Origin of the sequence: Kitasatospora sp. NPDC087271, from assembly GCF_044744605.1 — a bacterium.
In the GTDB taxonomy this organism is placed as follows: Bacteria; Actinomycetota; Actinomycetes; order Streptomycetales; family Streptomycetaceae; genus Kitasatospora.
In genome coordinates this window covers 333,360-345,831 of record NZ_JBIUYQ010000001.1, presented here as the reverse complement: position 1 = coordinate 345,831, position 12,472 = coordinate 333,360, and the positions used below count along the sequence as shown (strand labels likewise).

The window sequence follows — 12,472 nt, the reverse complement described above, 5'->3', positions numbered from 1 at the left end:
GGCTCGGGCCCCGGACGATCAGCCCGTCAGCCGCCGAGCGCCCCGGCCCTCCAGGTTCTCAGCCGCTCCGGCGCGTCGGCAGCCCGGAGGCCGCCCAGCCGACGAAGCCGCCGTCCAGATCGGTCGCCCGGTGCAGCCCCAGCTCGCGCAGCGAGGCCGCCGCCAGGCTGGAGGCGTACCCCTCCGAGCAGACCACGATCACCTCGACGTCGTAACCCGACGCCTCGGGGATCCGGTGACTGCCCGTCGGGTCCAGCCGCCACTCCAGGACGTTGCGCTCGATGATCAGCGAGCCGGGGATCTCCCCCTCCGCCGCCCGCTGCGCCGCCGGACGGATGTCCACCAGCAGCGCGCCGTCCAGCTGCGACTGGTACGCCTCCCGGGCACGCGGACGGTGGACCCCCTCGCGGGCCCGCTCCACCAGGTCGTCGATCGTGGTCACCATTGCTCCGGTCCTTCCTCCGAGGTGCGGACGAGCCCGCCGGCCCGCAGGTCGTAGTGCGCCATCGAGCCCAGCGGGGGCGAGTAGGCGTGCAGGGTCACGGCCGGGCCGGACGCGGTGTTGCGCACGTCGTGCACGTACTCGGGGCCGAAGGCGCGGGCGGTGCCGGCCGGGACCCGGCGGATCAGCAGGCCCTGCTCCGGCCCGCCGAGGGACAGCTCCTCCAGCTCGCCGAGGGCGACGGTGAACGCGCCGCGCGAGCCGCCGTGGTCGTGGAAGCCGGTGGACTGGCCGGGCAGCCAGCTGATCAGCCACACCTCGTGGTCGTCGTCGGCCACCAGCCGCCGGTACCAGCGCTCCTCGGTGGAGAGCCGGACGAGGTGGATCCACTGGTCGGGCTGTTCGGCCAGTTCGCGGACGACGGTGCGCAGGGCGCTCGGGGTGAGCGGCGCGCGGGTCTCCTCGGTGGCGGTGGCGGCGGCCTTGGCTGTTCTGGCCGGTGCCGGTGCCGGTGCCGGTGCCGGGGCTTGGGCGGCAGCGGGTTCGTCGGGGGCGAGGTTCAGGCTCATGGGGGCGTCCTCGGGTGCAGCGGGAACGTCGGCGGGGTGCGCCCTGGTCCGGCGGCGGGCGAGGGCGCGGGCCGACGGAGCGGCACGGCACGCGCGGATGCGCCGGGCGGGGCGGGAATCAGAACGCTGGGTGCGGGTGTGCGGCGCGGGCCCTGGTGGACGTCACAGGGCGGGGGCAGCGGGGAGAGTCAAGGTCAACAGGCACAGATGGAACTCGCCTGGCGTCGCAGATCGACGTGCAGGCGGCAGACCAGAGTGGTGCCGGTGTCCATGCGCCGGATCCTTCCCGAGCCAACCGGACGAAGTCAAGCCGGATGGGGCCGGCCGCCGCCGGCTGCGCCGCACTGCTCCACCCCCGGCCGACCGGCCGTCGAGCCGTTCTGGACCGGAACCGCCGAACGGCACTCGCATGCGTAAGGACCCCACGCGCGGGGTAAATGATCGTTTCATCCCATCCAGAACCCTCTGCGTGTCCGCGTCACGAGATCGCCCCAGATGCGTTACCGCCAACGTATTGTCAGGCCACCGAGGCCCGGCCTACGGTCTACAGACCGCTTTCTACGCACGTAGACCCCTGCGGATCCCCGGCGGTCCGCAGACGAGACCCGCCCGCCCCGTCAACCCTCAGACCGCAGGCCCGACCCCATGGCCGGGCGGCGGAGTTGCGGAGGTATCCATGTCGCAGATCGTCCGTGCCGCGCTCGTCCAGACCCGCTGGACCGGCGACCAGGAGAGCATGATCGCCCTTCACGAGCGGTACGCCCGCGAGGCCGCCGCCCAGGGCGCGAAGATCATCGGTTTCCAGGAGGTCTTCAACGCCCCGTACTTCTGTCAGGTCCAGGAAGCCGAGCACTACCGCTGGGCCGAAGCCGTCCCCGACGGCCCCACCGTCCGCCGGATGCAGGACCTCGCCCGTGAACTCGGCCTGGTGATCGTCGTCCCGGTCTACGAGGAGGAACAGGCCGGGGTCTACTACAACACCGCCGCCGTCATCGACGCCGACGGCAGCTACCTCGGCAAGTACCGCAAGCACCACATCCCGCAGGTCAAGGGCTTCTGGGAGAAGTACTACTTCAAGCCCGGCAACCTCGGCTGGCCCGTCTTCGACACCGCCGTCGGCAAGGTCGGCGTCTACATCTGCTACGACCGCCACTTCCCCGAGGGCTGGCGCGCCCTGGGCCTGGCCGGAGCGCAGATCGTCTACAACCCCTCCGCCACCAGCCGAGGCCTCTCCGCCTACCTCTGGCAGCTGGAACAGCCCGCCGCCGCCGTCGCCAACGAGTACTTCGTCGCCGCCATCAACCGCGTCGGCACCGAGGAGTACGGCGACAACGACTTCTACGGGACCTCCTACTTCGTCGACCCGCGCGGCCAGTTCGTCGGCGACGTCGCCTCCGACAAGGAGGAGGAGCTCGTCGTCCGCGACCTCGACCTCGGCCTGATCGAACAGGTCCGCCAGCAGTGGGCGTTCTACCGGGACCGCCGCCCCGACGCCTACGGACCGCTCGCCGAGGCCTGAGGAGCAGCGCGATGACCACCCGCGACCCGCACCAGCGCACCATCGTCCGCGGCGGCCTCGTCATCACCGCCGCCGACGAACTCCACGCCGACGTCCTCATCGAGGGCGAACGCATCGCCGCCCTCGCCACCACCGGCGGCTCCGCCGCCGAGGCCTGGAGCGCCGACACCGTCATCGACGCCACCGGCCACTACGTCATCCCGGGCGGCGTCGACGCCCACACCCACATGGAACTGCCCTTCGGCGGCACCTCGGCCTCCGACACCTTCGAGACCGGCACCCGGGCCGCCGCCTGGGGCGGCACCACCACCATCGTCGACTTCGCCGTGCAGTCCGTCGGCGGCTCGCTGCGCGAGGGCCTGGACACCTGGCACGCCAAGGCCGACGGCAACTGCGCCGTCGACTACGCCTTCCACACCATCGTCTCCGACGTCAACGAGGGCGTCCTCAAGGAGATGGACGCCCTCGTCGACTCCGGCGAGTCCACCTCCTTCAAGCTTTTCATGGCCTACCCCGGCGTCTTCTACAGCGACGACGGCCGCATCCTGCGCGCCATGCAGCGCGGCGCGGTCAACGGCGGGCTGATCATGATGCACGCCGAGAACGGCATCGCCATCGACGTCCTGGTCGAACAGGCCCTCGCCGCCGGGCACACCGCACCCCGCTACCACGGCGAGGTCCGCCGTGAACTCCTGGAGGCCGAGGCCACCCACCGGGCCATCAAGCTCGCCCAGGTCGCCGGCAGCCCGCTCTACGTCGTCCACGTCTCCGCGGCCGCCGCCCTCGCCGAGCTCGTCCAGGCCCGCGACGTCGGGCTCAACGTCTTCGGCGAGACCTGCCCGCAGTACCTGTTCCTCTCCACCGACAACCTCGCCGAGACCGGTGCCGACGGCTTCGAGGGCGCCAAGTACGTGTGCAGCACGCCGCTTCGGCCGCGCGAGCACCAGGAGACGCTCTGGCGCGGACTGCGCGCCAACGACCTCCAGGTGGTCTCCACCGACCACTGCCCGTTCTGCTTCACCGGGCAGAAGGAACTCGGCCGCGGTGACTTCTCGAAGATCCCCAACGGCCTGCCCGGCGTGGAGAACCGGATGGACCTGCTCCACCAGGCCGTCGTGGACGGGCACATCACCCGTCGGCGCTGGATCGAGATCGCCTGCACCACGCCCGCCCGGATGTTCGGGCTGCACCCGCGCAAGGGCACCATCGCGCCCGGCGCCGACGCTGACCTCGTCGTCTACGACCCCACCGCCGTGCAGACCGTCTCCGCCGCCACGCACCACATGAACGTCGACTACTCGGCGTACGAGGGCCGCCAACTCACCGGCCGCGCCCGCACCGTGCTCTCGCGCGGCACCGTCGTGCTGGACGGCGAAACCTGGCTCGGCCGGGCCGGCCACGGCACGTTCCTGCGCCGCGACACCTGCCAGTACCTGACCTGACCACTCTCCCGCGCCGCCGCCCGGGCCTGTGCGCACGACCGCCCGGGCGGCGGAACCACCCTCCCCGGAGCCACCATGGACATCGGCCTCGTCCTGCAGACAGACCCGCCCGCCCGCCTGCTCATCGACCGGATGATCCGCGCCGAACAGGCCGGGTTCAGCCACGGCTGGACCTTCGACTCCTGCGTCCTGTGGCAGGAGCCGTTCGTCATCTACAGCCGGATCCTCGCCGAGACACGGCGGTTGACCGTCGGACCGATGGTCACCAACCCCTCCACCCGGACCTGGGAGGTCACCGCCTCCCTGTTCGCCACGCTCAACGACATGTACGGCAACCGCACCGTCTGCGGCATCGGCCGCGGCGACTCCGCCATGCGGGTCGCCGGACGCCACCCCGCCACCCTCGCCCGGCTCTCCCAGGCCATGCACGCCATCAAGGAGCTGGCCGAGGGGCGGACGGTCGAGGTGGACGGCACCGAGATGCACCTGCCGTGGGTCGGCCCAGGCGCCCAACTCCCCATCTGGATGGGCGCGTACGGGCCGAAGGCGCTTGCACTGACCGGTCGTCAGGCCGACGGGTTCATCCTCCAGCTGGCCGACCCGTACCTCACCGAGTACATGGTCAAGGCGGTGCGGTCCGCCGCGGCCGAGGCCGGCCGGGACCCGGACGCCGTCACCATCTGCGTCGCCGCCCCCGCCTACGTGACCGCCGACGACTCGCCCGCCGCGCTCGCCCACGCCCGGGAGCAGTGCCGCTGGTTCGGCGGGATGGTCGGCAACCACGTGGCCGACCTGGTCAGCCACTACGGCGCACACTCCGAGCTCGTCCCGGAGGCCCTCACCGACTACATCAAGGGCCGCCAGGGCTACGACTACAGCCACCACGGCCGGGCCGGGAACCCCGACACCGCCTTCGTGCCGGACGAGATCGTCGACCGCTTCTGCCTCATCGGCCCGCCGCAGGCCCAACTCGCCCGCCTGGAGCACCTCCGCTCCCTGGGCGTCGACCAGTTCGCCGTCTACGCCATGCACGACGCCGTCGAGGCCACCATCGACGCCTACGGGGCCGACGTCATCCCGCACCTGTCCCGCCAACCTCAGACGTAACGCCATTCATGCGGAGGGGAGTTGCCCATGGCCGACACCGCGACCAGCGGCGGCGGGCAGTGGCATCACTCCGACGGCCGGGTCGAACTCGAACCGGTCGCAGGAGAGTTGCCGTCCAACGGCTTCACCAACGGCGACCTGCGGCCGGTCCCGGTGGCACGGCGCACCTGGACCACCTACAACTTCCTGGCGCTCTGGGTCGGCATGGCCCACAACATCCCGTCCTGGACGCTCGCCTCGGGGCTCGTCGCGCTCGGCATGGACTGGAAGCAGGCCGTGCTGACCATCGCGCTCGCCAACCTCGTGGTGCTCGTGCCGATGCTGCTCACCGGGCACGCCGGGACGAAGTACGGCATCCCGTTCCCGGTGTTCGCCCGGGCCGCGTTCGGACTGCGCGGCGCCAACCTGCCCGCGCTCATCCGGGCGGCGGTGGCCTGCGCCTGGTTCGGCATCCAGAGCTGGATCGGCGGCGAGGGGATCTTCCTGCTGGCCGGCAAGCTGCTGGGCGAATCCTGGCGCACGGCAGCGGAGTTCGGCGGCTATCCATGGACGCAGTGGGTGTCGTTCCTGCTGTTCTGGCTGATCGAGATGGCCATCATCGCCCGTGGGATGGAGACCCTCCGGCGGTTCGAGAACTGGGCCGCGCCGTTCGTGATCGCCGGCGCGCTGGCGCTGCTGGCATGGATCACCGTGAAGGCGGGCGGGTTCGGTCCGCTGCTCGACCAGCCGTCCGAACTGGGCTGGGGCGGCGGGTTCTGGAAGGTCTTCTTCCCCGCGCTGATGGGCATGATCGGGTTCTGGTCGACCCTGTCGCTCAACATCCCCGACTTCACCCGCTTCGGGGGCAGCCAGCGCGCCCAGATCCGCGGGCAGGCGCTCGGCCTGCCGACCACGATGACGCTCTTCGCGCTGCTGTCCGTCCTCGTCACCTCCGGCTCGCAGGCCGTCTACGGCGCACCGGTGTGGGATCCGATCGAACTCGCCGCGAAGATGGAGAACCCGGTCGGCATCCTGTTCGCGCTGCTGACCGTCCTGATCGCGACGCTGTCGGTGAACATCGCCGCCAACGTCGTCTCGCCGGCCTACGACCTCGCCAACCTGCTGCCCCGGCTGGTCGACTTCCGTACCGGGGCGCTGATCACCGGCGTCGTCGGGATCGCGATCTTCCCGTGGAGGCTGATCTCCGACCCGCACGTGTACATCTTCACCTGGCTGGGTGTGGTCGGCGGCCTGCTCGGGACGGTGGCCGGGGTCCTGATCGCCGACTACTGGGTGCTGCGTGGCACCCGGCTGCAACTCGCCGAGCTGTACCAGCCGGGCGGGGCGTACTGGTACGCGGGCGGGTGGAACTGGCGGGCGGTGACGGCGCTGCTGGTCGGGGGCGTCCTGGCGATCGGCGGCTCGTACGGCGGGCCGTTCCCGGCGGACGGGCTGCTGCCCGTGTTCAAGCCACTGGCCGACTACGGCTGGGCGGTCGGCTTCGGGTCGGCCTCGGTGCTGTACCTCGTGCTGGGCGTGGTCCCGGGTGCCCGGCGGGTGGGCGGGCGCCACGGGCGGACGGCGGCGGACGGCTGACAAGTGACAGCGGACGGATAACAGCGAACAGATAACAGCGGACGGATGACAGCGAACAGATAACAGATTTCGAAATCTGTTATCTGTTTGCTGTCACTTGTTCGCTGCCGGTTGCCCGCTGTCATTCGCCCGTCGCTGCCCGGTCGACGGCCGCCAGCACCTTCGCCGCACCGTCCTCGGCCGCGAGCGTGGCGGCCGCCGCCCGGGCCTGGTCGCGGTAGCGGGGGTCGTCGAGGGCCTGGCGGATGGCGGCGGCGAGGCGCGCGGCGGTGAGGGCGTGCAGCGGTACCGGCCCGGGGGAGACGCCGAGGCGGGTGAGCCGGTCGGACCAGAACGGGGCGTCGAGCTGTGCGGGTACCGGGACGGCCGGCGTGCCGCAGCGCAGGGTGGCGGCGGTCGTGCCGGCGCCGGCGTGGTGGATCACGGCGGCCATGCGGGGGAACAGTCAGTCGTGCGGGGCGTCGCCGATGGTCAGGACGTCCTCCGCCTCGCCGGCTCCGAGGTCGCTCCAGCCCGACTGCAGGACGGCCCGGACCCGGGCGGCGCGGACCGCGGCGACCACCGTCGCGGTGAGCCGGGCGGGGTCGGGGACGACCAGGCTGCCGAAGCCGACGAAGACCGGCGGCGGTCCGGCGGCGAGGAAGTCGAGCAGTCGGGCCGGGGGGTGCCAGTCCGGATCCCGTACCGGCCACCAGTAACCGGCCACGTCCAGCCCCGGGCGCCAGTCGGCGGGCCGCGGGACCACGGCGGGCGAAAACCCGTGCAGGACGGGGTACTTGCGCCTGGCGTGGGCGGCACCGAGCGGCGGTAGGCCGAGGCGGCGCCGCAGCCCGCGTACGGCGGGGGCGAAGAGCTGGTCGGTCGCGACCTGGACGGCGTGCCCCGCGAGCAGGTTGCCCGGGCGGCCGAGTGAGCGGGCACCGGTGACAGCGGGCGCGAACTCCCTGGTGGGGGAGAGGGGTTGGAGGTGTAGGCCGATGCTGGGAATGCCCGCAGCCTCGGCGGCGACCTGGCCGAGCGGGCTGGTGGTGCTGGTGGTGAGCAGCAGGTCGGTGCCGAGTGCCGTGGCGTCGGCGATGCCGTCGGCGAGCTCCGGCATGAACTTCCGCCCCAGCTTTAGAAGTTGCAGGACGGCGCGAGGTCCGGTGCCGGCCTGGAGCAGGCGCCGCCCCTCGGCGGAGGCGAGTTCGGCGCGCGGGTCGACCGGCAGCGGGCGGAACTCCAGCCCTGCGGTCCGCACCGAGGCGGCGAAGGTGGCGTGGGTTGCGACGGCCACCTGATGGCCGGCCGCCTGGAGGCGGGCGCCGAGCCCGGTGAACGGGGCCACGTCGCCCCGGGATCCGGCGGTGGCGATCAGGATGCGCATGGCCGCAGTATCCCGGCGCGGGTGCCCCGCCGGAAAGGTGCCGTGCCCGGAGCGGCCCGGTCCGGGGTGGCCGGTTCGGGCCGGTGCTCCCGCGGCGCCGGAACCGGGCGGTGGTGGGCGGCGTCCTTCCTGGCAGAGCGGCGGAACGGGGCCGCCGCGCCGTGGACGGGAGGGACAGATGAGCATCGTCGCGTGGATCGTGCTTGGCCTGCTGGCGGGGGCACTGGCCAAGCTGCTGCTGCCGGGGAAGGACCCGGGCGGCCTGATCGTGACAACCCTGATCGGTATCGCCGGCTCCTTCGTCGGCGGTTGGATCGCCTCGCACTTCCTGCACAGGTCGGTGACGGCGCACTTCTTCGACATGGCGACCTGGGTGTCGGCGATCGGCGGGGCCCTGGTGCTGCTGATCATCTACCGGCTGGTGTTCGGCAGCTCCCGACGCTAGCCCGGGCGCCGGGAACCGGCCCCGCGCCGACGCGGATACGGTGTCGCACAGCCGAGCCGGCCAGGCCCACGGGGCGGCCGGCTCGGCTCAGCGCGTCGGTGTCGACGCCTCCGCGACCCACTCCGGCAGGTCCTCGCGGGCGGCCAGCCAGGCGGTCGGCACCTCGGCGAGGCCGGTGCGAGCGGCTACCGCCCCGGCGGCGATCGCGCAGGTGGTGTCCGTGTCGCCCCAGCCCTCCAGGGTGTGCCAGATGGCCTCGGGCAGTGAGTCCAGGTGCCCGGCGGCGGACCAGAGGGCGAACGGGACGGTGTCCGGGGCGGAGATCATGAACCCGGAGCCGAGTACGTTGGCGGCCTGCCGGACGCTCGTGTGTCCGGGCAGCCGGGCGGCGATCCGTAGACCGGAGCGCACTTCGCCGTCCGGCAGACGCCCGGCCACCTCTGCCAGCAACTCGGCACGGCCGGGCGGGTTTTGGCCCCGGCTGCGGACAGCGAGTGCCGTGGCGAGGGCGACTGCCACCGCGCCCGCGACCGCCTCCGGGTGGAAGTGCGTGGTGAGTGCCTGGAGTTCGGCCTGCCGGGCGACGGCGTCCAGGTCGTCCACGAACCAGGCGCCCAGTGGGGCGACCCGCATCGCGGCGCCGTTCCCGTACGAGCCCTGACCCTCGAACTGAAGCGAGGTGATGGCGCGCCAGTCCCCGCCGGCGCCGATCTCACGCAGTACCCGGTGCATCGACGGGCCGTACTTGCGCCCGTACTCGCGGGCGTACTCCTCGGCGAACTCGCCGGCCAGCGCATCCTGCCGGACCTCGCCCCAGGAGGCCAGGTGGCGGACGAGGACCAGCGCCATCGCGGTGTCGTCGGTCCAATGCCAGGGCGCCGGGCGGAGCCGGCGGGCGGCCAGCGCGGCGGGCGCCTCGTCGAGCGGGGCCGAGAACCAGCGGTCGCCGAAGGCGTCGCCGAGGGCGAGCCCCTGCAGACTGTCCAGGGTCGGACGGGGCGGAGGGGTCGGACGGGGCGGAGGGGTCGGACGGGCCGGACGCATGTCGTCCTCCAAGTGAGATCAACCGTGCGCGGCAGTCTGCCGGACGGCCGGGCCCGTCGGCGACCGGGTTTCGCTCCGGTGTCGGCGAGCCCGGCCGTCGGTGTCCGGGTTCAGGGGCGCCCGGGGCTTCGGAGGTCCGTCACTTGGCGAGCAGGCCGCCGAGGATGAGCTTCCAGAGGGCCTCGAAGCGGTCCTCGATGGTCGGCTCGGACCACGAGGACGCGTACGCCGGGTCGTGGAAGGGGCCGGTGGCGTCGAAGACTGCGCGGGCCGTGGAGCGGATGTGGGCGAGCTTGAACTCCTTGCTCTCCATGCCGTCCTGGACGATCTGGGCGATCTGGGTGACCAGGGTGTCGATGTGGGCCTCGACGATGCCGCTGTTCTCCTCGACCAGCACCATGTAGGTGGCGAACAGCTCCGGGTCGTCCAGCGCCTTCTTCCGCTTGGCCGCGAACAGCGTCACCAGCCAGCGGTGCAGCCGCTCGACGGCCGAGCCGGCCTCGGTCGAGATGAAGGCGAGCTGGTGGTGCGCCTGGTCGAGCCAGCGCTGGGTGACCGCCTCGCGCAGCGCGGCCTTGCTCGGGAAGTGGCGGTAGACGCTGCTGTGGCTGACGCCGAGGATCCGGGCGACGTCCACGACGGTGGCCTTGGCCGGGCCGAACCGCCTGAGGACGTCCTCCGCCGCGATCAGGATCTGCTCGGCGGTGAGTGTGGTGTCCGTGGTCACGGGGAGGTCCGTCCTTAGGGTCGTGCGGTCGAGGGTGGTGCTGCCGTCCCCGGCCGTCGGGCCGGTTCCGGTGGGTCAGTGCTCGCTGTCCAGGTGCGCCATCTGGGCGGCAGCGTAGCGGTCGCCCGCTGCGGAGCCGGCGGGGACGGCCGCCTCGATGGCCGCGAGGTCGGCCGCGGTGAGCGTGACGTCCAGCGCGCCCAGCGCCTCGGTGAGGCGGTCGCGGCGGCGGGCGCCGACCAGCGGAACGACGTCCTCCCCGCGCGAGGCGACCCAGGCGATGGCGACCTGGGCGACGCTCGCCTCCTTCGCGGAGGCCACCGCGCGCAGTGCCTCGACGAGCGCGAGGTTGTGGGCCAGATTGTCGCCCTGGAAGCGCGGGCTGTGGCCACGGAAGTCGGTGCCGGCCAGGGTGCGGCCCTGGTCCCAGTGGCCGCTGAGCAGGCCGCGCGAGAGCACGCCGTAGGCGGTGATGCCGATGCCGAGCTCGCGGGCGGTGGGGAGGATGGTGTCCTCGATCGAGCGGGAGATCAGCGAGTACTCGATCTGCAGGTCGCTGATCGGGTGGACGGCGGCGGCGCGGCGCAGGGTGTCGGCGCCGACCTCCGACAGGCCGATGTGACGGACGTAGCCGGCCTTCACCAGGTCCGCGATGGCGCCGACGGTCTCCTCGACCGGGACGTTCGGGTCCAGGCGGGCGGGGCGGTAGACGTCGATGTGGTCGGTGCGCAGTCGGCGCAGCGTGTAGGCGAGGGCGGTCTTGGTGGCGGCGGGGCTCGCGTCGTAGCCGAGCCACTGGCCGTCCGGGCCGCGCTGGGCGCCGAACTTCACGCTGATCTGCACGCTCTCGCGGGCGCGGCCGCGCAGGGCCTCGTGGATCAGCAGCTCGTTGTGGCCCATGCCGTAGAAGTCGCCGGTGTCCAGCAGGGTGACCCCGGCGTCGATCGCGGCGTGGATGGTGGCGATGCTCTCGGCCTCGTCGGCCGGGCCGTACAGGTCGGACATGCCCATGCAGCCGAGGCCGAGGGCGGAGGTGACCGGTCCGGAGGTGCCGAGGGTGCGCTGTGTGGGGCGGGAGGTCGTGGCCACGGGGACTCCAGGGGTGGGTGCGGCGATGGGTGGGGTGACCCGGGGTCCACTATGGCACGACAGCGAACAGATTTCAAAATCTGTTCGCTGTCGTCTGTTATCTGTTATCTGAAAGCTGTCACCTGTTATCTGTCACCCGCCGACTCGATCGGCCGCCCGGCTGCGGTTCTCGTACGCGAGTGCCTCGTCGGCTGCGGCCTCGTCGGCCGGGGGCTCTGGCGGCGAGGCCGGACCCCAGTCCTCCCGCCCGCCCAGTGACCGCAGCAGGTAGGCGCGGGCCGGCGGCAGGTTGCGCCACACCGTGCGCTCACCCAGCCCGTACGCCGCCTCGAACCGCCGCAGCAGTCGCACCACTGCCCGGTGGCGGGCGCTCTGCCGGGGCCCCGAGGACAGGGTGCGGGCCGTCGTCGTGCCGAGGTAGCCGAAGTACGTCAGCTCGCCCCCGGGCAGAAGCAGCCGCAGGTAGAGGTCGAGGAGGTGGCGTACCTGGGCCGGCTCGAAGTTGGTGAACGGCAGGCCCGACACGATCACGTCGTACCGCTCGTCCGTCTCGCCGGCCCTGCCGGCTCGGCCCGTCTCGTTCGTCTCGTTCGTCTGGTCCTGGGGCAGTTCCTCCACCCGGCAGACCGACAGCCGCAGGGCGACACCCGGGCGTCGTGCGGCCAGCACCGGGTCCTCGCGCAGCCGGTCGGCGAAGCGCGGGTTCGCCTCGACGACGTGCAGCCGGTCGCCCGGGAGCAGTACTTGGGCCAGCCGGCGGGTCACGACGCCCGTCCCGGCGCCGACTTCCAGCACCGAGATCGGCCGATTCGGGCGGCTGGTGGCCGGAACCACCAGGGCGTTCACGAGGTCCTCACCGCTCGGGGCCAGCGCTCCGGTGTCGTGGAAGGTGCGCAGGGCCTCGGCGAGGAACAGCAGGTGGTCCCCGGCGGACCGTGAACTGCGCTGCGGGGTAGAGAAGTCGGGGCGCGGGCGGAGCTGTTCGGTGGTCATGCCTTCGACGCTAGGCAGCCCCGCCGCACCTCGAATCGGCCGACGAGCGACGCGCACCCCCGACGAAAGTCGAGGGTGCGGGTACCCGGGAGAAGGGGGCACCCGCCCGCCGCCCGCCCGTAACATCGAGCCGGACGGACAGGCGACGGACGAC

At 72.4% G+C, this 12,472-nt stretch carries 14 protein-coding genes; 5 read left to right on the top strand and 9 right to left on the bottom strand.

Annotated features, from left to right (window positions below):
- Nucleotides 1-58: 58 nt before the first annotated feature.
- From ACIO9K_RS01510 to ACIO9K_RS01500, 3 genes are all read right to left on the bottom strand, one after another.
- A complete protein-coding gene (locus ACIO9K_RS01510; RefSeq protein ID WP_400325973.1) occupies nt 59-445 on the bottom strand; it encodes a rhodanese-like domain-containing protein in 387 nt (128 codons plus the stop codon).
- The gene (locus tag ACIO9K_RS01505; RefSeq protein ID WP_400325970.1) at nt 439-1,011 is read right to left on the bottom strand and encodes a cysteine dioxygenase; all 573 of its coding nucleotides are present in this window, start codon (nt 1,009-1,011) and stop codon (nt 439-441) included. Before ACIO9K_RS01505 ends, ACIO9K_RS01510 begins: the two co-directional genes overlap by 7 nt.
- 194 nt (nt 1,012-1,205) lie before the next feature.
- The gene (locus tag ACIO9K_RS01500) at nt 1,206-1,283 is read right to left on the bottom strand and encodes a putative leader peptide (protein ID WP_106981192.1); all 78 of its coding nucleotides are present in this window, start codon (nt 1,281-1,283) and stop codon (nt 1,206-1,208) included.
- Between the two features lie 404 nt (nt 1,284-1,687).
- Between ACIO9K_RS01500 and ACIO9K_RS01495 the strand changes: the two genes are divergently transcribed.
- The 4 genes from ACIO9K_RS01495 (at nt 1,688) to ACIO9K_RS01480 (ending at nt 6,654) form a co-directional block, all read left to right on the top strand.
- Nucleotides 1,688-2,530, top strand: coding sequence for a nitrilase-related carbon-nitrogen hydrolase (locus ACIO9K_RS01495; RefSeq protein WP_063349907.1), 843 nt, complete (start codon nt 1,688-1,690; stop codon nt 2,528-2,530).
- Nucleotides 2,531-2,541: 11 nt separating this feature from the next.
- Nucleotides 2,542-3,972, top strand: coding sequence for a dihydropyrimidinase (gene hydA, locus ACIO9K_RS01490; protein ID WP_363616572.1), 1,431 nt, complete (start codon nt 2,542-2,544; stop codon nt 3,970-3,972).
- 75 nt (nt 3,973-4,047) lie between these two features.
- Nucleotides 4,048-5,079, top strand: a complete 1,032-nt coding sequence (locus tag ACIO9K_RS01485) for a TIGR03842 family LLM class F420-dependent oxidoreductase (RefSeq protein WP_400325965.1) — start codon at nt 4,048-4,050, stop codon at nt 5,077-5,079.
- A gap of 27 nt (nt 5,080-5,106) precedes the next feature.
- A complete protein-coding gene (locus ACIO9K_RS01480; RefSeq protein WP_400325962.1) occupies nt 5,107-6,654 on the top strand; it encodes an NCS1 family nucleobase:cation symporter-1 in 1,548 nt (515 codons plus the stop codon).
- Between the two features lie 121 nt (nt 6,655-6,775).
- Here ACIO9K_RS01480 and ACIO9K_RS01475 read toward each other — a convergent pair whose 3' ends face one another.
- On the bottom strand, nt 6,776-7,087 hold the full coding sequence (locus tag ACIO9K_RS01475) for a nucleotide disphospho-sugar-binding domain-containing protein (protein WP_400325960.1): 312 nt from the start codon (nt 7,085-7,087) through the stop codon (nt 6,776-6,778).
- Nucleotides 7,088-7,099: 12 nt separating this feature from the next.
- A complete protein-coding gene (locus tag ACIO9K_RS01470) occupies nt 7,100-8,020 on the bottom strand; it encodes a glycosyltransferase (protein ID WP_400325957.1) in 921 nt (306 codons plus the stop codon).
- Nucleotides 8,021-8,198: 178 nt separating this feature from the next.
- Here ACIO9K_RS01470 and ACIO9K_RS01465 point away from each other — a divergent pair, with 178 nt between their 5' ends.
- Nucleotides 8,199-8,465 carry a GlsB/YeaQ/YmgE family stress response membrane protein gene (locus ACIO9K_RS01465; RefSeq protein ID WP_350875097.1) on the top strand — a complete coding sequence of 89 codons (267 nt, stop codon included), beginning with the start codon at nt 8,199-8,201 and terminating at the stop codon, nt 8,463-8,465.
- An 87-nt stretch (nt 8,466-8,552) separates the two neighbouring features.
- Here ACIO9K_RS01465 and ACIO9K_RS01460 read toward each other — a convergent pair whose 3' ends face one another.
- The 4 genes from ACIO9K_RS01460 to ACIO9K_RS01445 form a co-directional block, all read right to left on the bottom strand.
- Nucleotides 8,553-9,509, bottom strand: a complete 957-nt coding sequence (locus ACIO9K_RS01460) for an ADP-ribosylglycohydrolase family protein (RefSeq protein ID WP_400325954.1) — start codon at nt 9,507-9,509, stop codon at nt 8,553-8,555.
- A 139-nt stretch (nt 9,510-9,648) separates the two neighbouring features.
- Nucleotides 9,649-10,236 (bottom strand): TetR family transcriptional regulator, encoded by a 588-nt coding sequence (locus ACIO9K_RS01455; protein ID WP_363616582.1) that lies wholly within the window; start codon nt 10,234-10,236, stop codon nt 9,649-9,651.
- A gap of 75 nt (nt 10,237-10,311) precedes the next feature.
- Complete coding sequence (locus ACIO9K_RS01450) at nt 10,312-11,325, bottom strand: aldo/keto reductase (protein WP_400325951.1); 1,014 nt, start codon at nt 11,323-11,325, stop codon at nt 10,312-10,314.
- A gap of 132 nt (nt 11,326-11,457) precedes the next feature.
- Nucleotides 11,458-12,318, bottom strand: coding sequence for a class I SAM-dependent methyltransferase (locus ACIO9K_RS01445; RefSeq protein ID WP_400325948.1), 861 nt, complete (start codon nt 12,316-12,318; stop codon nt 11,458-11,460).
- Between the last annotated feature and the right edge of the window lie 154 nt (nt 12,319-12,472).